This is a genomic window from Actinomycetospora chiangmaiensis DSM 45062 (genome assembly GCF_000379625.1).
Taxonomy (GTDB): Bacteria; Actinomycetota; Actinomycetes; order Mycobacteriales; family Pseudonocardiaceae; genus Actinomycetospora; species Actinomycetospora chiangmaiensis.
Genome location: NZ_KB903218.1, coordinates 361426 through 381125 on the forward strand (window position 1 = coordinate 361426; position 19700 = coordinate 381125).

Consider the following 19700-nt stretch of genomic DNA (forward strand, 5'->3'; position numbering starts at 1 on the left):
CATCACGGGCGGGTGGTCGGCAGCAGCTCATCCGACGACGAATCCTCGCCGGGGTTCGTTGTCGGGTTCCCACAACAACCCTTCCCGACGGCGGGTCGCTCGGCAACCACCGGACCGGCCACAGCGGCCGGGTCCGCGCCGCTCGACGCCGTCGGTGCAGCTCAGAGCGATCCGTCGGGCTCCGGGGCGACGCCGGCGGCCCGGAGCCGGTCGAGGGCGATGGCCATTCGCAACAACGTCGAGCCGCGCGCGTCGCCGGGATGGGACCCGGTGAGGTCGGCCACTCGACGCAGGCGGTACCGCACGGTGTTGGGGTGGACGTAGAGCGTCCGCGCGCACGCCTCGAGCACCCCCGCGTGGTCGAGGTAGGACTCGACGGTCTCGGTGAGCGACCCGCCGGCCTCGCGCAGCGGCCGGGCGACCTCCTCGACGAGCGTGGTCGCGGCGGCACGGTCGCCCGCGAGCACGCGTTCGGGCAGCAGGTCGTCGGCGTCGACCGGGCGGGGCGCCCCCGGCCACGCTGCCACCGCCCGGTGCCCGGCGAGCGCTCTCGAGGCGGACTCGTGGGCCTCGAGCAGGCCGCCCACCACGGGGCCGGCGACGACCGGTCCGGCGCCGAAGGCGTCCGTGAGCGTCAGGACCGCCTTGGACTCCCCGCGCAACCCGCCGCCGCCGTCGTCGGGGTCCTCGTCCGCCGACATGATCATCAGCAGGTGCCGGCCGTGCGCCCCGAGCAGCACCGCGGTCCCGGCGCGGTAGGCCGCGCGGCGCACGCCGTGGAGCGGGTCGGGGCCGGAGGGGCGCCGGGGGTCGGGGTCGGCGGCGGGCGGGTTGCCGACGAGGACGCGGGCGCGGGCCGCGGGATCCCACCCGAGGGCCGCGGCGCGCGAGAGCACCGCCCCGGCCGAGTCGTGGTCGCCGCGCACCACGGCGTCGACGACGAGGGCCTCGAGGCGGGCGTCCCAGGCGCCGCGCGCCTCGGCGGCCGAGGCGTAGACGGTCGCGGCGGCGAAGGCCACCTCGCGCCCGAACCGCAGGACGGCGGCGACGAGGGTGGCCCGCTCGGTGCGGCTGCCGCCGAGGACGGGGATCCGCGCCTCGAACACCTCGGTGGCGATGCGGACGAGCTCGACGGTCTGGCGCAGCGTCATCTGGCGCGCGAGGTCGGGCGGGGCGCTGCGGAAGGCCTCGGCGGTGAGGCGGGGCGTCGCGTCGGGGTCGCGGAGCCAGGCGACGAAGTTGGCGGCGCCGAGCTGGGTGACCATGAGGACCCCGGCCCGCTGCTCGGCGGTGAGCCGGTCGAACCACGGCAGCCGGGCGGACATCTCGGCCACGCCGGCCCCGGCGACCCCGCCGGTGGCCAGTTCGAGGCGGCGGAACGTGTCGGCGGAGACGCGTGTCACGAGGACACCCCCTCCCCGGAGCCGGAACGACGAACGGGGCCCCGCCCGGCATCGGGTGCCGGCCGGAGCCCCGCTCGTGGTGAACGCGTGTTCGCGCTACTTACAGCGGCGTGACCTGAACGGCCTGCAGGCCCTTCTGGCCCTGCTCGACGTCGAACGAGACGCGCTGCCCCTCGTCCAGGGTCCGGAACCCACGAGACTGGATCGCCGAGTAGTGGACGAAGACGTCAGCGCCACCACCGTCGGGAGCGAGGAAGCCGAAGCCCTTCTCGCTGTTGAACCACTTGACGGTGCCTTCTGCCATTCCTGCTCCTCATACCGATGTCCCGGGGGCTTCTTCCTGCCCCCGGCCTTCGAGCCGCCGCCGGAGCGATGTACTCCAACCGCCGGACCCGCCGCTCGCCTGCGTTGGCTACGAGGCGGAGCGGGCGGTCGGCCATAGCCTAGCGGCACCCCCGGGGGAGGAATCCAGCCCCGAGCCCTGAAAAGTCACCGCGCGGTCACGAGGTCGTCCGTGCCCGCCGGGACGCCGGGGTGGTCACGCCACCCCGCTGTCCGATTCCTGCGGCCCGGCCGCCTGCGGGTCGTGGATCTGGTAGCGCGTCGCGGCGTCGCGGACCGTCGACTGGTCGACCTCCCCGCGCCGCGCGAGCGCCGCGAGGACGGCCACGACGACGTTCTCGGCGTCCACCCCGAAGTGCCGACGCGTGGCGGGCCGGGTGTCGGACAGGCCGAAGCCGTCGGTGCCGAGCGTGGTGTAGTCGCCGGGCACCCACGGACGGATGAGGTCGGGTACCGCCCGCATCCAGTCCGAGACCGCGACGACGGGTCCGGCGGCCTCGGCGAGCGCCGTCGTGACGTACGGCGTCAGCGCCTCCGCCTCGGGGTGGGCCTGGTTGTGCTGCTCGCAGGCCACGCCGTCGCGGCGCAGTTCGCCGTAGGAGGTGGCCGACCAGAGGTCGGCCTGCACGCCCCACTCGGTCGCGAGCATCTCCTGGGCCCGCTGCGCCCACGTCATGGCCACCCCGGACGCCAGGATCTGCGCGCGCGGCCCGGGGCCGCCCGGGGCCTGTGCGTAGCGGTAGAGCCCGCGCAGCAGGCCGTCGACGTCGACCCCGTCGGGCTCGGCCGGCTGCCGGTAGGGCTCGTTGTAGACCGTGAGGTAGTACATGACGTTCGGGTCGCGCCGGGTCGACGCGGACGCCTCGTGGTCCGGCTCCGCGGGCGGGGTCTCCTGCTCGTCCTGGCCGTACATCCGCTCGAGGCCGTCGCGCACGATGTGCCCGATCTCGAAGGCGAACGCCGGGTCGTAGGCCACGACGGCGGGGTTGGTCGCCGCGAGCAGGTGCGAGTGCCCGTCGTTGTGCTGGAGGCCCTCGCCGACCAGCGTGGTGCGGCCCGCCGTCGCGCCGAGCAGGAAGCCGCGGGCCATCTGGTCCGCGGCGGCCCAGATGCCGTCGCCGGTCCGCTGGAACCCGAACATCGAGTAGAAGATGTAGATCGGGATCATCGGCTCGCCGTGCGTCGAGTACGACGTCCCGACGGCGGTGAACGAGGCGACGGAGCCGGCCTCGTTGATGCCCTCGTGGAGCAGCTGGCCGGTCTCGGACTCGCGGTAGGCGAGCAGCTGGTCGGCGTCGACCGAGGTGTACAGCTGCCCCAGCGGGTTGTAGATCTTCAGGTTGGAGAAAAACGAGTCCATCCCGAAGGTGCGGGCCTCGTCGGGGATGATCGGGACGACCCGCTTGCCGATGCCCTGGTCGCGGGTGAGCTCCTTGACGAGGCGGACGAAGGCCATCGTCGTGGCGATCTCCTGCTTGCCCGAGCCGCGCCTGACGACGTCGTAGGCCTTGTCGCCCGGCAGCACCAGCGGCTTGTTCCGCAGCCGGCGCTCGGGGGACGGGCCGCCGAGCTGGCGGCGGCGCTCGAGCATGTACTGGATCTCGGGCGCCTCCTTGCCGGGGTGGTAGTACGGCGGCAGGTAGGGGTCGCGTTCGAGCTCGGCGTCGCTGATGGGCACGCGGACCTCGTCGCGGAAGGTCTTGAGGTCCTGCAGCGTCAGCTTCTTCATCTGGTGGGTCGCGTTGCGGCCCTCGAACGTCGGGCCGAGCGTGTAGCCCTTGATCGACTTCGCGAGGATGACCGTGGGGCGGCCCTCGTGCTCCATCGCGGCCTGGTAGGCGGCGTAGACCTTCCGGTAGTCGTGGGCGCCCCGCTTGAGGTTCCAGACGTCGTCGTCGGAGAGGTCCTTGACGAGGTCCTTGGTGCGGGGGTCGCGGCCGAAGAAGTGCTCCCGGACGTAGGCGCCGTCGTTGGCCTTGTAGGTCTGGAAGTCGCCGTCGGGCGTGGTGTTCATGAGGTTGATCAGGGCGCCGTCGCGGTCGGCGTGCAGCAGCCGGTCCCACTCCCGGCCCCAGATGACCTTCACGACGTTCCAGCCGGCGCCGCGGAAGAACGACTCCAGCTCCTGGATGACCTTGCCGTTGCCGTGCACCGGGCCGTCGAGGCGCTGCAGGTTGCAGTTGATGACGAAGGTCAGGTTGTCCAGGCCCTCGGCGCCGGCGACGTGGATCGCGCCGCGGGACTCCGGCTCGTCCATCTCGCCGTCGCCGAGGAACGCCCAGGTGTGCTGCCGGGAGGTGTCCTTCAGGCCGCGGTTGTGCAGGTACTTGTCGAAGCGGGCCTGGAAGATCGCGTTGATCGGGCCGAGGCCCATCGACACCGTCGGGTGCTCCCAGAACCAGGGCATGAGCCGCGGGTGCGGGTACGACGGCAGGCCGCCGCCCGGCCCGGCGTGGGAGAGCTCCTGGCGGAACCCGTCGAGGTGCTCGGCACCGAGCCTGCCCTCGAGGAAGGCGCGCGCGTAGATGCCGGGGGAGGCGTGGCCCTGGATGTAGACGTGGTCGCCGCCGCCGGGGTGGTCCTTGCCGCGGAAGAACCAGTTGAAGCCGACCTCGTAGAGCGAGGCGGCGGAGGCGTAGGTGGAGATGTGGCCGCCGACCCCGACGCCGGGCCGCTGCGCCCGGTGCACCATCGCCGCGGCGTTCCAGCGGATCCAGGCGCGGTAGCGGCGCTCGGTGTCCTCGTCGCCCGGGAACCAGGGCTCCTGGTCGGTGGGGATCGTGTTGACGTAGTCGGTGGAGAACAGCGACGGCACCGCCACGCGTCGCTCGCGGGCGCGCTGGAGCAGCTGCAGGATGAGGAACCGCGCGCGCTGCTGGCCCGCCGAGTCCAGCACGCCGTCGAAGGACTCGATCCACTCGGCGGTCTCGTCCGGGTCGATGTCCGGCAGGTGCGTGGAGAGCCCGTCCCGGATGACGTGCACGCGGTTGTCGTTACGGGAGTCGTTCTGCGCTGACAACTGCTGCCACTCCTCGTGCTCTGGTCTTGTTCCCGGTCCACCGGTCAGGTGTGACTCGGGCGATCGGAACCGATTCTGCCCGCGAGTTCACCGTCGGGCCCCTCCATCGTCACCCCGTGTCGCCGGAACGTCATCTCTACCGGCGGGTAGCCCACCCTCGTCGAGTAACGCGACGACCCGACGTCGTCGACACCTGCGGCCGCGTGGCTGGTTGCGTCCGGCACCGCGGCCGTGTTCGCTGTGCGTCACGAGGCCCCGACGGGGCGTCGGGGGAGGCGGGCCCGTCGGGGTGCGCCCGGACACGGAGGAGGGACGGGAGACGTGGTCGCGGCCGCGGGGGACTCCGACGGCAACCGGAGTGATCTGGCCAGCAAGCTCGGGGTCGAGCCGGGGATGATCGTCCAGGAAGTGGGCTGGGGCTCCGACGTCGACGACGACGTCCGTTCCGCGATCGAGGACCGCTCCGGCGAGGACCTCCTCGACGAGGACGCGCAGGAGGTCGTCGACGTGGTGCTCATGTGGTGGCGCGACGACGACGGGGACCTCGTCGACGCCCTCATGGACGCCCGCTCGCCCCTCGCCGACAACGGCGTGGTCTGGGTCCTCACACCCAAGACCGGCCACGAGGGCCACGTCGAGCCCTCCGAGATCGCCGAGGCCGCCCCGACGGCGGGCCTCTCCCAGACCTCGAACGTCAACATCTCCGACGGCTGGGTCGGGACGCGGCTCGTCGCGCCCAAGTCGGGGGGCAAGGGAAGGCGCTGAGGTCGCTAGGGTGGCGCCGGCACCAGCCGGCACACCCTCACGAGGAGATGTACGCGCCATGACGGTCGAGGTCGGATCGAAGGCCCCCGAGTTCACCCTCCCGAACCAGGACCGCGAGGAGGTCTCGCTCGCGGACTTCCGCGGCAAGAAGGCCGTCCTCCTGGTCTTCTACCCGTTCGCGTTCTCCGGGATCTGCACCGGCGAGTTCTGCGAGGCGCGCGACGACCTGTCGGCGTACGTCAACGACGACGTCCAGCTGATCGGCGTGTCCTGCGACCCGGCGCCGACCCTGAAGGCCTGGGCCGACCAGGAGGGCTACTCCTTCCCGCTGCTCTCGGACTTCTGGCCGCACGGCGCGGTCGGCGCCAGCTACGGCGTGTTCTCCGCGGACCTCGGCTTCTCCTTCCGCGGCACCTTCCTGATCGACCGCGACGGCGTCGTCCGCTTCGCCGAGCAGAACGGACCCGGCGAGGCCCGCGACCAGCAGGGCTGGAAGGACGCGATCGAGCAGCTCAAGGCCGCCGCCTGAGATCGTGCCCCTTCCCGACGACGGACCCCGGGTAGCGTTCCCGGGGCCCGTCGAAGGGCGCATAGCTCAGCGGTAGAGCGCCGGCCTTACAAGCCGTCGGTCCTCGGTTCGATCCCGAGTGCGCCCACCACGGTCGGTCGGCCCCGTCGCGTCGCGAGGGTGATGTCCGGCAGGTCCCGGAGCGCCCGCCGGTGCCGGGCGTGCCCCTCGCGCGTTCGCGCTGCCGCAACCGACGGGTGGAGCACCGCGCGGACCGTGCGGCACGGTGGATGCATGTACCGCGTCGTCCTCCTGCGCCACGGCGAGACCCACGGCTACCTCGGTGACCTCGGCCTGACCGAGCTGGGGGAGTCCCAGGCCCGGGACCGTGGTCGGCAGCTCGCGAAGGAACTCGCCGCCACCGCCCCGGCGGGGACCCGGATCCGCTTCCCGCACGCGCCGACCGCCCGGGGCACGGCCACCGCGGTGACGCTGCGCGCCACCGTGGCCGAGGCGCTCGGCGACGACCACGGCCTCGTGCTCGGCGGGCTCGAGCCCGACGCGCACTTCGACAGCCTGCAGTTCTTCCACGACGGGGCCGCGCGCGAGTCGTCCGGCGTCGCGAAGGACCGCCGCGCCCTCGACCCGGGCAGCGGCGCCGACCCCGACTGGGCGCTCGAGTTCGACCGGTTCGACACGAACTACGGCGAGCTGTCGAAGACCGGCGGACCGATCGACCGCTGGCTGAGCTCCACCACCCTGCGGTTCGAGCCGCCCCAGATCGCGGTCTACCGGCTCTGGGCCGGGATCACCGCGCTCGCCGCCCGGAACGAGATCGCGCTGGTCAGCACCCACTCCGGACCGATGCGGGCCTTCGTCGCCGCGGCCATCGGGCGTGACCCCGGCGAGCCGGAGAACCTCGAGCCGGTCGAGGTCACGCTCGACGGCCGGCTCGCCGAGGTCGGGTTCCGCGAGCACCGCGTGGTCGTCGAGACGCCCGACCGGCTCCCGCCGTGGATCGCGCCCGGCTACGTCGCGGGAGACCGCACGTAGTCGGCCAGGTGCTCGCCGGTCAGCGTGGACCGGGCGGCGACGAGCTCGGCGGGCGTCCCGGTGAACACCACCTGCCCGCCGTCGTGACCGGCGCCCGGACCGAGGTCGATGATCCAGTCGGCGTGCGCCATCACGGCCTGGTGGTGCTCGATGACGATGACCGAGGTCCCGCCGTCGACGAGCCGGTCGAGCAGCCCGAGCAGGGCCTCGACATCGGCCAGGTGCAGCCCGGTGGTCGGCTCGTCGAGCACGAAGATTCCACCCTTCGCGCCGAGGTGGTCGGCGAGCTTGAGCCGCTGCCGCTCGCCGCCGGAGAGGGTGTTCAGCGGCTGGCCGAGCCGCAGGTACCCGAGCCCGACGTCGACCAGCCGCGCGAGCACCTTGTGGGCCGCCGGCAGCTTCGCCTCCCCGTCGGCGAAGAAGCCCTCCGCCTCCGCCACCGACATCGAGAGCACCTCGCTGATGTCCTGCCCGCCGAACCGGTACTCCAGGACGTCGGCCGAGAACCGCTTGCCCTCGCACACCTCGCAGGGCACCGACACCGAGGCCATCACCCCGAGGTCGGTGTCGATCACGCCCGCGCCGTTGCAGTTCGGGCAGGCGCCCTCGGAGTTCGCGCTGAACAGGGCGGGCTTCACGCCGTTGGCCTTCGCGAACGCCTTGCGGATCGGCTCCAGCAGGCCGGTGTAGGTGGCCGGGTTGCTGCGCCGCGACCCGCGGATCGGCGTCTGGTCGACGACCTCCACGCCGTCGAGGCCCGCCACCGACCCGCTGATCAGCGAGCTCTTGCCCGACCCGGCGACGCCGGTCAGGGCCACGAGCACCCCGAGCGGGATGTCGACGTCGACGTCGCGCAGGTTGTGCGTGCCCGCCCCCCGGACCTCGAGCTGCCCCGACGGCGTCCGCACCGCGTCCTTGAGCGCCGCCCGGTCGTCCAGGTGCCTCCCCGTCACGGTGTCGCTCGCCCGCAGCTCGTCGACCGTGCCCTCGAACCGGATGGTGCCGCCGTCGGTGCCCGCGCCGGGCCCCAGCTCGACGACGTGGTCGGCGATCGCGATCGTCTCGGGCTTGTGCTCGACGACCAGCACCGTGTTGCCCTTGTCGCGCAGTGCGAGCAGCAGCTCGTTCATCCGGGCGATGTCGTGCGGGTGCAACCCGATCGTCGGCTCGTCGAAGACGTAGGTGACGTCGGTCAGCGCCGACCCGAGGTGGCGGATCATCTTCGTCCGCTGCGCCTCGCCGCCGGAGAGGGTGCCCGACGGCCGCTCCAGGCTGAGGTAGCCGAGCCCGATCCGCACGAAGGAGTCGAGCGTGTGCGACAGCGACTCCACGAGCGGCTCCACCGACGGCGCGTCGATGGTGCGCACCCAGGCGGCCAGGTCGCTGATCTGCATCGCGCTCGCCTCGGCGATGTTCACCCCGCGGATGCGCGACGACCGGGCCGCCGCCGTGAGCCGCGTCCCCTCGCACTCCGGGCAGGTGGTGAACACGACCGCGCGGTCGACGAACGCGCGGACGTGCGGCTGCATCGCCTCCCGGTCCTTCGACAGCATCGAGCGCTGGATCTTCGGGATCAGGCCCTCGTAGGTGAGGTTGATGCCGTCGACCTGGATCTTCGTCGGCTCCTTGTACAGGAGGTCGGCCAGCTGCTTCTTCGTGTACTTCTTGATGGGCTTCGCGGGGTCGAAGAAGCCGCTGCCCTTGAAGATGCGGCCGAACCAGCCGTCCATGCTCCAGCCCGGGATGGTGATGGCCCCCTCGTCGAGGGAGCGCTCCTCGTCGTAGAGCGCCGTGAGGTCGAAGTCCGACACGGCGCCGCGTCCCTCGCACCGCGGACACATGCCGCCGGTGATCGCGAACTCGCGCCGCTCCTTCACCTGCTGGCCGTTCTTCGACATCGTCACGGCGCCGGCCCCGCTGATCGACGCGACGTTGAACGAGAAGGCCTGCGCGGAGCCGACGTGCGGCTCGCCGAGGCGGCTGAACAGGATGCGCAGCATGGCGCCGGCGTCCGTCGCGGTGCCCACCGTGGACCGCGGGTCGGCCCCGAGCCGCTGCTGGTCGACGATGATCGCGGTGGTCAGGCCGTCGAGGACGTCGACGTCCGGCCGGGCGAGCGTCGGCATGAAGCCCTGCACGAACGACGGGTACGTCTCGTTGATCAGCCGCTGCGACTCGGCCGCGATCGTCGCGAAGACCAGCGAGCTCTTGCCCGAGCCCGACACGCCGGTGAACACCGTCAGCCGGCGCTTCGGCAGGTCCACGTCGACGTCGCGCAGGTTGTTCTCCCGCGCGCCGAGGACGCGGATCCGCTCGTGGGTGTCCGCCGTGTGCGTGTCGCTGCTCATCCGCTCTCCCTCGTCCGCCGGCCGGTCCACCACCTCGACCCGGCCCGCCCCCGGAACGTGACGCGACACTAGCGAGACCCCCCGACACCCACGCCTACGATCGGAGGGGTGCGGCGATCCGGGACGACGGCCTTCGTCGCCGCATCGGTCTCGCTGGTCGCCGTGTGCGCCGCGGCCGGGGTCCCGGCCCCGCTGTACGTCGTCTACGCCCGCACCTACGGCGTCCCGACCGTCGCGCTCACCGGCGCCTTCGCCGTCTACATCCTGCCGCTGCTCGTCGCGCTGCTCTGCTGCGGCAGCCTCTCCGACCACCTCGGGCGACGGCGGGTCGCGCTGCCGGCGGTGCTCGCGGGGATCGCGGCCTGCCTCGTCCTCGCGACGGTCGACTCGGCCGCGCCCCTGATCCTGGGACGCGCGCTGCAGGGCCTCTCGATCGGCCTCGCGCTGAGCGCCCTCGGCGCGTTCGTGGTCGACCTCGCGCCCGTGTCCCGGCCGGGTGCGGCCGGGGCGGTCACCAGTGGCGCCCCGCCCGGCGGCATCGCGATCGGCTCCCTCGCCTCGGGCGCGGCGGTGCAGCTCGCGCCGCACACGGCGCCCGTCGTGTCCTTCCTGGTCATGGCCGGGGTCCTGACGGCGGCAGGCGTCACCGTCGCGCTCCTGCCGGAGACCTCGGGCGGCCGGCCCGGCGCGCTCGCCTCGCTGCGGCCCGTGGTGCGGATCCCGCCGAGCGCGCGGCCCGTGTTCCCCGCGGTCTGCGTGCTCGTCGCCGCGACCTACGTCCTCGGCGGCTTCACCCAGGCCCTCGCGCCGTCGTTGGCGGTGTCGGTGCTGGGCCGCCAGGACCTGTTCAGCGGCGCCCTGGCCGTCGGCGTCTTCCACCTCGTGGGCCCCGCGGCAGGGCTGGCGTCGAGCCGCCTGCGCGCGGCGCACGCCCTGACCGGGGGCGCGGCGGTGCTGGCGCTCGGCGTCGGGGGCTACGTCGTCGGCATCCTCGTCGCGAGCTTCGCGGTCTACCTCGCCGCGGCCGTCGTCGCCGGGGTGGGGTTCGGCACCGCGTTCGCGGGGGCCATGCGGGTGCTGCTGGACCGGAGCCCCGCCGGGGCCCATGCCGGCACCCTGTCGGCGGTCTACCTGTACTGCTACCTCGCGGCCGCGGCGTCGAGCCTGCTCGCGGGGCTGGCGGTCGACGTGTGGGGGCTGGCGACGGTCGCGCTGGTGCTCTGCGGCGTCGTCGTGCTCATGGTCGGGCTGGGCGCCGCCGGCTCCGCGCGGCGGATGCGCCCGGCGAGCTGACCCGATCGAGGGCCGCCCGCGGGCGCCCCGACCTGTCACGCTGGTCCGGATGACCGGACAGCTCGCCGACCACTACCGCCGGCTCGCCGCGACCTACGACGACCACTGGACCTACGACCCGGAGTACGTCCGGGCGTTCGCCCGGGCGATGGCCGGCGCGCTGCGGCTGCATCCCGGGGACGGCATCGTCGACGTCGGGTGCGGCACCGGGCTCTACACCCGCCAGCTCGCCGACGACCTGCAGCCGCTGCGGCCGATCACCGCCGTCGACCCGACCGCGGCCATGCTCGACCGCGTCCCCGTCTCGCCGCTGCTGCGCCCGGTGCTCGCGAGCGCCGAGGACGTCGCCTCCGGGCGGGTGTCGCTGCCGGGGCCGGGCCCGGTCGACGCGATCCTGGTGAAGGAGGCGATCCACCACGTGTCCGACCGGGCGGGGACGCTGCGCGGGCTGGCCGGGCTGCTCTCCGACCGTGGCCGGATGCTCGTGGTGATGCTGCCCCGCACGATCGGGCACCCGCTCTTCGCCGCTGCCCACGACCGCTTCGAGGCCCTCCAGCCCGACCCCGCCGAGATCGCCGACGCCCTCACGACGGCGGGTCTGCGCGCGTCGGTCAGCCGGCGCACCTTCCCCGTCGCGATCGACCGCGAGCGCTACGTGCGCATGCTCGAGGCGCGGTACATGTCGGTGCTCGGCGAGTTCTCCGAGGCCGAGCTGGCCGAGGGCATCGCGCAGTTCCGCCACGCCTACCGCGAGGAGCCGGTGCTGCGCTTCGAGGACCACTTCGCGTTCGTCACGGGCTGGGTCAGGCGGGCCTGAGCACCGTGAGGTCCCCGGTCCGGGCCACCTCGCCGAAGAGCTCCGCACTGCGTCGGGGCGTGCGGCGCAGCCCGTCGGTGCGGTCGATCCCGACGAGCCCGAAGGTCGGCCGGTAGCCTACGGCCCACTCGAAGTTGTCGAACGACGACCAGTACAGGTAGCCGCGCACGTCGACCCCGTCCGCGAGCGCCGACGCCACCTCCGCGAGGTGGGAGGCGAGGTAGCGGACCCGCTGGTCGTCGTCCGCCGTCGCGATCCCGTTCTCGGTCACGACGACGGGCAGCCCGGCCGCCGCAATCCGGCGCAGCACCGCGCCGAAGCCCGCGGGGTACACCTCCCAGCCCATGAGCGTCGTCTCCACGCCCTCGGGCGGGGGAGCGGTGAGGTCGGCGGCGGTCGCGTCGATCAGCGCCCGCGAGTAGTACTGCAGCCCGACGAAGTCGCCCACGTCGCCGCCCGCCCGCAGGTCGTCGAGGTGGGTGTCGACCATGACCAGCCGCGCCGCCGCCGTCGCGCCCTCGTCGGCCTCGTCGCCGGGGCGCAGTGGCTCGAGGTGCGGCAGGTGCAGGCACGTCCCGAGCTGCGACGACCCCGGCCCGGCCCGCATCACCTCGACGGCCGTCCGGTGGGCCCGGGCGAGGACGCCGTTGACGGTCACGGCCTCGGTGAGGTCGCGGTGCCCGGGCGGGAACTGCCCGGAGAGATAGCACTCGCGGGCGACGATCTGCGGCTCGTTGATCGTGCAGACGTACGGCATCCGGTCGCCGAGGGCGGCGGAGACCCGGGCGACGTACCGGCCGAACACGTCGAGGGCGTCGGGCGCGAGCCACCCGCCGCGGGCGGCGAACCAGCGCGGGAGCGTGAAGTGGTGCAGCGTCACGAACGCCGTCAGGCCGTGGCGGGCCAGCGAGTCGAGCATCCGGGCGTAGTGGTCCAGGGCCGCCGTCGAGAACTCGCCCTCCGCCGGCTCGATGCGCGACCACTCCAGCGAGAACCGGTGCGCGTTCTGACCGAGCGCGGCGAGGAGCGCGAAGTCGTCGTCGTAGCGGTGGTAGTGGTCGATCGCGTCGCCGGAGGGCTCGACGCAGGGTGAGGCCGGGTCGTGCTCCCAGTCCCACCAGTCGTTGTTCGTGTTGTTGCCCTCGACCTGGTGGCTCGCGGTGGCACTGCCCCAGTGGAAACCCGGCGGGAAGATCGGCACGGTCGCCCACCCTGGCATGGCCGGGGTCGGCGCGGGGCATCCGAGGGCCATGGCCGACCACCGGCACTCCTACGTCGACGTCGGCGAGGTGGTCCTGCACGTCGCCGAGGTCGGCGAGGGTGCACCGGTCCTCCTGATCCACGGGTTCCCGCAGACCTGGTACTCGTGGACGCAGGTCGCACCGCTCCTGGTCGACGCCGGGTACCGGTGCGTGATCCCGGACCTGCGCGGCCTCGGGGACTCCACCCGGCCGCTGCACGGGTACGACAAGCAGACCCTCGGCGAGGACCTCGTCCGGCTCCTCGACGCCCTCGGGATCGACCGGTGTGCGGTCGTCGGGCACGACTGGGGCGGGGTCGTCGCCTTCTCGATCGCCGCGCGGCACCCGGAGCGGGTGAGCAGGCTCGGCGTCGTCGACGTCGCGATACCCGGCGACGGGCAGCCGAACATCTCGCAGGGCGGACGCCGCTGGCACCACGCCTTCCTCGGCACGCTCGACCTCCCCGAGGCCCTGATCAGCGGCCGCGAGGAGGTGTTCCTGCGCTGGTTCTACGAGCACTACGGCCACCACCAGAAGGTCCTTCCCGACGATGCCGTGGCCGAGTACCTGCGCTGCTACACCGCCGCCGGGGCGCTCCGTGCCGGATTCGAGCTGTACCGCACCGTGCCGCTGGACATCGCCGCCAACGAGACGCTGGCGAAGACCGACGTGCCCGTGCTCGCCGTCGGGGGCGCGACGTCCTTCGGCCGGGGCGCCGAGGTCGAGGAGTCCCTGCGCCGGATGGCGCACAACGTCACGGGTCACGTGCTCGACGACTGCGGGCACTGGGTGCCCGAGGAGAAGCCCCGCGAGCTGGCGGAGCTGATCATCGGACACCTAGGGCGGTCATGAGGACGGGCCTCGCCGACTCCGCCCGGAACATCCGCCGGTACGCCTTGGAGATGGGCGAGGTGCAGGGCCAGGGCTACATCGGGCAGGCGCTCGGCGTGGCCGACGTGCTCGCCGTGCTCTTCGGCCACGTACTGCGGTTCCGCCCGGACGACCCGGCGTGGGCGGAACGCGACCGGTTCCTGCTCTCGGTCGGCCACTACGCGATCGCGGCGTACGCGGCCTTCGCCGAGGCGGGCATCGTCGAGCCGTCCGAGCTGGCGGACTACGGGGCCGACGGCTCGTCGCTGCCGATGTCGGCCATGGCGTCGTCCACGCCCGGCATGGAGATCTCGGGCGGGTCGCTCGGGCACGGGCTCGGGATCGCCACCGGGATGGGGCTCGGCCTGCGTCATCGCGGCTCGTCCGCGCGGGTGGTCACCCTGCTCTCGGACGGCGAGCTCGACGAGGGCTCGACGTGGGAGGCGGCGATGGCGTGCGCCCAGTTCGGGCTGGCGAACGTGCTCGCCGTCGTCGACGTGAACGGGCTGCAGGCCGACGGCGCGACGGTGCTGGCGAGCGGGAGCCTCGTCGGGAAGTGGGAGGCGTTCGGCTGGACGGTGCGCCGGACCGACGGTCACGACCTCGACGCCCTCGTGACGGCGTTCGACGAGCTCACGGCCGCGCCCACGGGCCCGTCGATCCTGCTCGCCGACACGCGCCCCGGGCGGGGTGTCCCGATGTTCGAGGACCGGGAGCGCGCACACTTCCTGCCCGTGCGGGAGGACGAGTGGGCGCAGGCCAGGGAGCAGCTGACGTGACGCGGACCTCGGCCATGATCGCCTCGTTCGCCGATCCGGGGCAGCGGACGGTGCAGGCCCCGTTCGGCCGGGCGCTGGCGGCGCTGGCGGAGGAGCGGCCCGAGATCGTCGGACTGTCCGCGGACCTCACGAAGTACACCGACATGCACGTCTTCCGCGACGCGCACCCCGACCGGTTCTTCCAGTTCGGCATGTCCGAACAGGTGCTGCTCGGCGCGGCGGCCGGCCTCGCCGAGGTGGGGCTGCGGCCGTTCGCGTCGACGTACTCGGTGTTCGCGACGCGGCGCGCCTACGACTTCCTGTGCCTCGACATCGCCGAGCCCCGGCTGCCCGTGACGGTCGTCGGCGGGCTGCCCGGCCTGACGACGGGCTACGGGCCCAGCCACCAGGCCACCGAGGACCTGGCGATCCTGCGCGGCTGCCCGAACCTCACGATCGTCGACCCGTGCGACGCCGTCGACCTCGCGCAGATCGTCCCGGCGCTGGCCGCGCTCGACGGCCCCTCGTACCTCCGGCTGCTCCGCGGGGCGGTCCCGAGCGTGCTCGACGAGTACGACTACCGCTTCGAGCTCGGGCGGGCCGTGGCGATCCGGCCGGGCCGCGACGTCCTGATCGTCTCCACCGGGCTCATGACGATGCGCGCGCTGGCCGCCGCCCGTGCGCTCGAGGCCGACCACGTCGACGTCGCCGTGCTCCACGTCCCGACGATCAAGCCGCTCGACGTGGACACGATCGTCGCCGAGGCGTCGTCCGGGGGCCGGCTCGTGCTGACCGCCGAGAACCACACCGTGGCGGGCGGGCTCGGCGAGGCGGTCGGGGCGGCGCTGGCGCTGGCCGGGCGCGCGGTGCGGTTGGGCCGGATCGGGCTGCCGGACGAGTTCCTGGCGGCCGGGGCGTTGCCGACCCTGCACGACCGGTACGGGCTCTCGACCGCCGCGGTCGTGGAGCGGGTGCGGCAGGACCTGTCGGGGCGGGCGCAGCGACGGGGAGGGGAATCGTCGTGAAGGAGACCCGATGAACCGGACCGCGATCGTCACGGGGGCGGGCTCGGTCCGCGGCATCGGCCGGGCCACCGCCCACCACCTCGCCGCCGCGGGCTGGCACGTCGCCGTGCTCGACCTCGACCCCGGCGACACCGCCGCCGAGGTCGCCGACCGGCACGGCTACGCCACGCTGGGGCTGGCCTGCGACGTCACCTCCCGCGACGCGGTCGACGCCGCGGTCGCCGAGGTGGAGGCGACGCTGCCGCCGGTCGGGGGGCTGGTCAACAACGCGGGCGTGACGTCGCCGATCCCGTTCCTGGAGGTCACCGACGAGGAGTGGGAGCGGGTGTTCGCGGTGAACGTCCGCGGTTCGTACACGGTGACCCGTCGGGTGGCCCCGGGGATGGCCGAGCGGGGGTTCGGGCGGATCGTCTTCCTGTCCTCGGTGTCCGCCGAGCGGGGCGGCGGCGTGTTCGGCGGGGTCGCGTACTCCGCGGCGAAGGCGGGTCTGCTCGGCTTCGCGCGGGCCCTCGCCCGGGAGCTGGGCCCGCGTGGGGTGACCGCGAACGCCGTCGCGCCCGGGTTGGTCGACACCGACATCACCGGCGGCGCGATCACCGGGGAGCGGCTCGAGGCGATGCTGGCCGGCATCCCCACGGGCCGGCTGGGCTCGGTCGAGGACGTCGCGAACCTGGTGACCTTCCTGTGTCGCGAGCAGTCGGCTACATCACCGGGGCCACCTACGACGTCAACGGCGGGTCGCACATCCACTGAGGTGCTCCGCCCGTGAGTACTTCTCACAGGGCCGCAGGCCACCTCCCGGTCAGACGGTGTCCGCGCCGATCATGTTGCGCATGCGGGTGAGCACCTGCTCCTGCGCGGGGGAGGTCCGGGTGGCGGCGCGCGGCCGCAGCTCCCCGTCGCTGACGTGGAGCGGGATGTCGGCCCGGCCCATCGCGGACACCTCGGCCATGGCCCAGCCGGCGAACACCCGGGGCACGGCGTACGCTCGTTCGACCAGCGTCACCGCCTCGTGCCGCCGGTCGGCCCCGATGCGGCCGTACAGCGCGTCGACCGCCTCCTGCGCCCCCTCGAGCACCTGCACGAAGTAGTGGTCGGTGATCAGGAGCGCGCCGGTGATCCCCGCGGCCCGGTTGTGCGACCTGGCCTGCCGGAAGAGATCGACGAGCACGGTCGGGCGGTCCGCCGTGGGGATGCGGCTGTGACTGGTGTACATCAGGCGGTACACCGCTGCTGGCGCGTGCTCGCTCATGTCGCGGGCCTCTCCGACCGGGACTCGGGGGACCACCGCAGCGTGGCCGCAGGTGCCGTTCCACGACAGGGTCGAAGGTCCCCCGCCGACCCTCAGAGGGGTGTCGCGCCGGCGTCGAGATAGCCCCGGATCGCGTCGCGGAGCAGCTCCACCACGGGGCGGCCCTCCTCGATCGCCCGGATGTGCAGCTCGTCGCGCAACGCCCGCGGTACCCGTCCGGAGAGGTAGACGAGCTCCTGGCGAGGTGACCGGCGCCCGCGCGGCGCGGCGTCCACGGGCATGAGGGGACTGGGCGACGGCGCGAGCATGGACGTCGGCTCCGGACGACGACGCGCGGCCGACGGCGGGACCGCGCGACGACGGGCCGCCGCCGGGTCGGGCCCGGACCGGCCGGACGGCGGGGTCGCGCGGGGCTCAGACGGCGTCATCGAGCCGGACCTCCAGCTGGTCGGCGAGGGTGGAGAAGATCTCGACCAGCGGCCGGGCCGGGGCGCCGCGCGCCCGCAGGGGCTGGGCCGCGTCGATGGCCTCGGCGAGCACCGCCCGCGACGGCACGGGCGGCGACCAGACGAGGTCGCCGAAGGTGTCCGCCACCGAGTCGGTGTGCCAGGCGTGCAGGCCGCGACGACGGTCGTGCTCGTTGACGATCACCCCGACCACGGCGAGCTCGGGGCGCCCGAGGTGGCGGCGGTAGGCCGCGACGAAGTCCCGGACCCGGATCGCACCCTGCAGGTGGTCGTACTCCGGGCGCAGCACGAGCACGACCGCGTCCGCCGCCGCCAGGCCGAGCTGGGTGAGGTGCCCGAGGGAGGGCGGGCAGTCGAGCAGCGTGACGTCGTAGTCCTCGGCGACGCCGGTCAGGGCGACGTCGAGGCGCTCGTGCGACCCGAGCTGGCCGGCCTCGGAGACCCGGGCCTCGAGGTCGTAGCGGGCGGGCAGCAGGTCGATCCGGGTCGCGAGATCGGCGGCGCTCCCGCCCCAGCGGCACCCGACGAGGGCGTCCGCGGCGCACCCCTTCTGGTTCGCCGCGACCACCTCCGCGGCGGTGACCATGTCGGCGAGGTCGGCCTCGCCGTAGCCCAGGCGTCGCGACAGGTTCGCCTGCGGGTCGAGGTCGACCGCGAGGACCCGCCGGCCGCGCGCGGCGAGCGCCTCGGCCAGGTGGGCGATGGCGGTCGTCTTGCCCGCTCCGCCCTTGTTGTTGGCCACCGCGACGCGCATCGAGCCTGCACCCCCGCCCCGACGTCCCCGACCGGCGCGCCTGCCGGGTGCGGCGGTACCGGGGGAGCACAGTGACACCCGTGCGCGGGTGCTCACAAGCACCCCTGCACACGTGCACGTGTGCACAGCCGCCTTCTGCTGCGTGCGGGGTAACCGGGCGGGTCGAGTGGCCCCGGCCGCACCGGCGATGACCAGCGCAGTCGGGTGAACGGTGTGCGACGTTTCGTTTTCCGCGCTGCTTCAGCCCGAGCGGTCCCCTTCCGGCCGCCCCCGGCGCCGCCTATGGTCCAGCGACACGATCGCGGTCCGGCGCCGCCGGGGCCCCGCCCCGCCGCCGCGCGATCACGGAGTCGGGGACCCACGTCAGCCACCCACGGGCGACGGGGCGACGCCGCCTGCCCAGGGGACGAGGGGGAGCTGTGATGGTGATCAAGCCGGCCGCGCCGTCGGCCGGAGGCGCCCGGGCCGGGGGAGCGGCGGAGCTGACGGCCTGCCTCGCGGTCCGCCCCGGGGGCACGGTCGTCCGGCTCTCCGGCGGTCTGCACGCCGGGACCGCGCGGCTCCTGCGGGAGTCGGTGGAGGGGGCGCTCGACGGTGGGCCGACGACGGTCGTGCTCGACCTGACCGACGTCACCGCCGACGACGACCTCGGCCTCTGGGTGATCCCCGCGGTCGCGGGGGACGCCCACGCGCGGGGGGTCGCCTTCACCGTGGTGGCCCCGAAGCGGAGCCTCCGGATCCGGCTCCGCCGTCTCGGGGGCCGACCGTTCGAGATCACCGACGCCCGCCCGGCGGACTGAGCGCCGCCCGCGGACGGCGCAGCGCCGCGAGGTGTCCGTCGGGCACGCCCGGCGGCCTGCCTCCCGTCACCCTCGGCGCGCGACGCGGCCTACGTCGGTGGCACCACGTCGTCGGGGACACCCGGCCAGGGGTCGACGAGGTCCAGGTAGCCGCGCGGGGACGCCGTGAACGACGGCGGCCGCTTCTCGAGGAACGACGTCACGCCCTCGGCGGCGTCCGGCCCGGCCCCGAGAGCGGCGATCACGCGGGTGTCCGTCCGGTGCGCGTCCCACGGGGAGTCCGCGCCGAGCATCGACCACATCATCCGACGGGTGAGGGCGACCGAGACGCCGGACGTGTTCGCCACGATCTCCGTCGCGAGCGCCCGCGCGGCCGCGCCGAGCTCGTCGTCGGGAACCACCCGCGAGACCAGGCGGCCGGCCAGGGCCTCGGCCGCGGGGAAGACGCGTCCCGTGGCCACCCACTCCATCGCCTGCGAGATCCCGACGACACGGGGGAGGAACCAGCTCGACGCACCGTCGGGGGCGATGCCGCGGCGGGTGAAGACGTAGCCGAACCGGGCGGACTCCGCGGCGATCCGCACGTCGGCGGGGAGGAGCAGCGAGGCCCCGATCCCGACGGCGGGTCCGTTGACCGCCGCGATCACCGGCTTCACGCTGGCGGCGACCCGCAGCACCGCGACCCCGCCGAGGTCGCGCGGCATCCCGTCGATGGTGCCGCCCGCGCGCAGGCGGGCGTCGCGGACGGCCGCGTAGTCGAAGGTCGAGCCGCCCCGCCCGAGGTCCGCTCCCGCGCAGAACGCCCGCCCCGCGCCGGTGAGCACGACGACGCGGACGTCGTCGTCGGCGTCGGTCCGGTCGAACGCGGCGACGATCTCCGTGGCCATCGTCGGGGTGAAGGCGTTCATCCGGTCCGGGCGGTCGAGGGTGATCGTCGCCATCCCGTCGGCGACGGCGAGACCGATCTCGGTGGAGGACACGGGGT

Annotated in this window: 19 protein-coding genes and 1 tRNA gene; 11 read left to right on the forward strand and 9 right to left on the reverse strand. The window is 73.9% G+C overall.

Annotation, left to right across the window (positions count from 1 at the left end; all coding sequences use genetic code 11):
- Positions 1-161 precede the first annotated feature (161 nt).
- From A3CO_RS0106405 to aceE, 3 genes are all read right to left on the reverse strand, one after another.
- Positions 162-1403 carry a PucR family transcriptional regulator gene (locus tag A3CO_RS0106405; protein ID WP_018331417.1) on the reverse strand — a complete coding sequence of 414 codons (1242 nt, stop codon included), beginning with the start codon at positions 1401-1403 and terminating at the stop codon, positions 162-164.
- A gap of 100 nt (positions 1404-1503) precedes the next feature.
- On the reverse strand, positions 1504-1707 hold the full coding sequence (locus tag A3CO_RS0106410; RefSeq protein WP_018331418.1) for a cold-shock protein: 204 nt from the start codon (positions 1705-1707) through the stop codon (positions 1504-1506).
- A gap of 234 nt (positions 1708-1941) precedes the next feature.
- Positions 1942-4764 (reverse strand): pyruvate dehydrogenase (acetyl-transferring), homodimeric type, encoded by a 2823-nt coding sequence (gene aceE / locus A3CO_RS0106415; RefSeq protein ID WP_026204337.1) that lies wholly within the window; start codon positions 4762-4764, stop codon positions 1942-1944.
- Positions 4765-5085: 321 nt separating this feature from the next.
- On the opposite strand from aceE, the gene A3CO_RS0106420 reads away from it, so the two are divergent.
- The 4 genes from A3CO_RS0106420 to A3CO_RS0106440 all read left to right on the forward strand — a co-directional run bounded on the left by A3CO_RS0106420 (position 5086) and on the right by A3CO_RS0106440 (position 7090).
- On the forward strand, positions 5086-5529 hold the full coding sequence (locus tag A3CO_RS0106420) for a DUF3052 domain-containing protein (RefSeq protein WP_018331420.1): 444 nt from the start codon (positions 5086-5088) through the stop codon (positions 5527-5529).
- 58 nt (positions 5530-5587) lie between these two features.
- The gene (locus A3CO_RS0106425; protein WP_018331421.1) at positions 5588-6058 is read left to right on the forward strand and encodes a peroxiredoxin; all 471 of its coding nucleotides are present in this window, start codon (positions 5588-5590) and stop codon (positions 6056-6058) included.
- Between the two features lie 55 nt (positions 6059-6113).
- Positions 6114-6188: transfer RNA gene (locus tag A3CO_RS0106430), tRNA-Val, on the forward strand.
- 143 nt (positions 6189-6331) lie between these two features.
- Positions 6332-7090 carry a histidine phosphatase family protein gene (locus A3CO_RS0106440; RefSeq protein WP_018331422.1) on the forward strand — a complete coding sequence of 253 codons (759 nt, stop codon included), beginning with the start codon at positions 6332-6334 and terminating at the stop codon, positions 7088-7090.
- On the opposite strand, the gene A3CO_RS0106445 is transcribed toward A3CO_RS0106440, so the two are convergent.
- The gene (locus A3CO_RS0106445; RefSeq protein WP_026204338.1) at positions 7066-9438 is read right to left on the reverse strand and encodes an ATP-binding cassette domain-containing protein; all 2373 of its coding nucleotides are present in this window, start codon (positions 9436-9438) and stop codon (positions 7066-7068) included. The genes A3CO_RS0106440 and A3CO_RS0106445 overlap by 25 nt on opposite strands.
- Before the next feature lie 108 nt (positions 9439-9546).
- On the opposite strand from A3CO_RS0106445, the gene A3CO_RS0106450 reads away from it, so the two are divergent.
- Positions 9547-10731: an MFS transporter gene (locus tag A3CO_RS0106450; RefSeq protein ID WP_018331424.1), complete on the forward strand. Its 1185-nt coding sequence runs from the start codon at positions 9547-9549 to the stop codon at positions 10729-10731.
- A gap of 49 nt (positions 10732-10780) precedes the next feature.
- Positions 10781-11548: a class I SAM-dependent methyltransferase gene (locus tag A3CO_RS0106455; protein ID WP_018331425.1), complete on the forward strand. Its 768-nt coding sequence runs from the start codon at positions 10781-10783 to the stop codon at positions 11546-11548.
- On the opposite strand, the gene A3CO_RS0106460 is transcribed toward A3CO_RS0106455, so the two are convergent.
- A complete protein-coding gene (locus A3CO_RS0106460; protein WP_157647113.1) occupies positions 11535-12749 on the reverse strand; it encodes a glycoside hydrolase family 1 protein in 1215 nt (404 codons plus the stop codon). The genes A3CO_RS0106455 and A3CO_RS0106460 overlap by 14 nt on opposite strands.
- Before the next feature lie 49 nt (positions 12750-12798).
- Between A3CO_RS0106460 and A3CO_RS0106465 the strand changes: the two genes are divergently transcribed.
- The 4 genes from A3CO_RS0106465 to A3CO_RS34915 are packed head-to-tail and all read left to right on the forward strand — an operon-like array spanning position 12799 to position 16211.
- Positions 12799-13641, forward strand: a complete 843-nt coding sequence (locus A3CO_RS0106465; protein ID WP_018331427.1) for an alpha/beta fold hydrolase — start codon at positions 12799-12801, stop codon at positions 13639-13641.
- The gene (locus A3CO_RS0106470) at positions 13638-14438 is read left to right on the forward strand and encodes a transketolase (RefSeq protein WP_018331428.1); all 801 of its coding nucleotides are present in this window, start codon (positions 13638-13640) and stop codon (positions 14436-14438) included. The genes A3CO_RS0106465 and A3CO_RS0106470 overlap by 4 nt, the downstream gene beginning before the upstream one ends.
- On the forward strand, positions 14435-15442 hold the full coding sequence (locus A3CO_RS30475) for a transketolase family protein (protein ID WP_018331429.1): 1008 nt from the start codon (positions 14435-14437) through the stop codon (positions 15440-15442). The genes A3CO_RS0106470 and A3CO_RS30475 overlap by 4 nt, the downstream gene beginning before the upstream one ends.
- Positions 15443-15452: 10 nt before the next feature.
- Positions 15453-16211: an SDR family NAD(P)-dependent oxidoreductase gene (locus A3CO_RS34915; protein WP_245561442.1), complete on the forward strand. Its 759-nt coding sequence runs from the start codon at positions 15453-15455 to the stop codon at positions 16209-16211.
- Positions 16212-16244: 33 nt separating this feature from the next.
- On the opposite strand, the gene A3CO_RS30485 is transcribed toward A3CO_RS34915, so the two are convergent.
- From A3CO_RS30485 to A3CO_RS0106495, 3 genes are all read right to left on the reverse strand, one after another.
- Complete coding sequence (locus A3CO_RS30485; RefSeq protein ID WP_084681589.1) at positions 16245-16694, reverse strand: BLUF domain-containing protein; 450 nt, start codon at positions 16692-16694, stop codon at positions 16245-16247.
- Between the two features lie 92 nt (positions 16695-16786).
- Positions 16787-17122 (reverse strand): hypothetical protein, encoded by a 336-nt coding sequence (locus A3CO_RS37865; RefSeq protein ID WP_157647115.1) that lies wholly within the window; start codon positions 17120-17122, stop codon positions 16787-16789.
- On the reverse strand, positions 17109-17915 hold the full coding sequence (locus A3CO_RS0106495) for a ParA family protein (protein WP_018331432.1): 807 nt from the start codon (positions 17913-17915) through the stop codon (positions 17109-17111). Before A3CO_RS0106495 ends, A3CO_RS37865 begins: the two co-directional genes overlap by 14 nt.
- Positions 17916-18337: 422 nt before the next feature.
- Between A3CO_RS0106495 and A3CO_RS0106500 the strand changes: the two genes are divergently transcribed.
- Positions 18338-18715 carry an STAS domain-containing protein gene (locus tag A3CO_RS0106500; RefSeq protein ID WP_018331433.1) on the forward strand — a complete coding sequence of 126 codons (378 nt, stop codon included), beginning with the start codon at positions 18338-18340 and terminating at the stop codon, positions 18713-18715.
- An 89-nt stretch (positions 18716-18804) separates the two neighbouring features.
- On the opposite strand, the gene A3CO_RS0106505 is transcribed toward A3CO_RS0106500, so the two are convergent.
- Complete coding sequence (locus tag A3CO_RS0106505; RefSeq protein WP_018331434.1) at positions 18805-19695, reverse strand: enoyl-CoA hydratase-related protein; 891 nt, start codon at positions 19693-19695, stop codon at positions 18805-18807.
- Positions 19696-19700 lie beyond the last annotated feature (5 nt).

Excerpts from the sequence above, each read along its gene's own strand:
- A3CO_RS0106410 (WP_018331418.1), bottom strand. The coding sequence starts at position 1,707 with ATGGCAGAAGGCACCGTCAAGTGGTTCAACAGCGAGAAGGGCTTCGGC.
- A3CO_RS0106425 (WP_018331421.1), top strand. The coding sequence starts at position 5,588 with ATGACGGTCGAGGTCGGATCGAAGGCCCCCGAGTTCACCCTCCCGAAC.
- A3CO_RS0106440 (WP_018331422.1), top strand. The coding sequence starts at position 6,332 with ATGTACCGCGTCGTCCTCCTGCGCCACGGCGAGACCCACGGCTACCTC.
- A3CO_RS0106445 (WP_026204338.1), bottom strand. The coding sequence starts at position 9,438 with ATGAGCAGCGACACGCACACGGCGGACACCCACGAGCGGATCCGCGTC.
- A3CO_RS0106455 (WP_018331425.1), top strand. The coding sequence starts at position 10,781 with ATGACCGGACAGCTCGCCGACCACTACCGCCGGCTCGCCGCGACCTAC.
- A3CO_RS0106465 (WP_018331427.1), top strand. The coding sequence starts at position 12,799 with ATGGCCGACCACCGGCACTCCTACGTCGACGTCGGCGAGGTGGTCCTG.
- A3CO_RS0106470 (WP_018331428.1), top strand. The coding sequence starts at position 13,638 with ATGAGGACGGGCCTCGCCGACTCCGCCCGGAACATCCGCCGGTACGCC.
- A3CO_RS34915 (WP_245561442.1), top strand. The coding sequence starts at position 15,453 with ATGAACCGGACCGCGATCGTCACGGGGGCGGGCTCGGTCCGCGGCATC.
- A3CO_RS30485 (WP_084681589.1), bottom strand. The coding sequence starts at position 16,694 with ATGAGCGAGCACGCGCCAGCAGCGGTGTACCGCCTGATGTACACCAGT.
- A3CO_RS37865 (WP_157647115.1), bottom strand. The coding sequence starts at position 17,122 with ATGACGCCGTCTGAGCCCCGCGCGACCCCGCCGTCCGGCCGGTCCGGG.
- A3CO_RS0106495 (WP_018331432.1), bottom strand. The coding sequence starts at position 17,915 with ATGCGCGTCGCGGTGGCCAACAACAAGGGCGGAGCGGGCAAGACGACC.
- A3CO_RS0106500 (WP_018331433.1), top strand. The coding sequence starts at position 18,338 with ATGGTGATCAAGCCGGCCGCGCCGTCGGCCGGAGGCGCCCGGGCCGGG.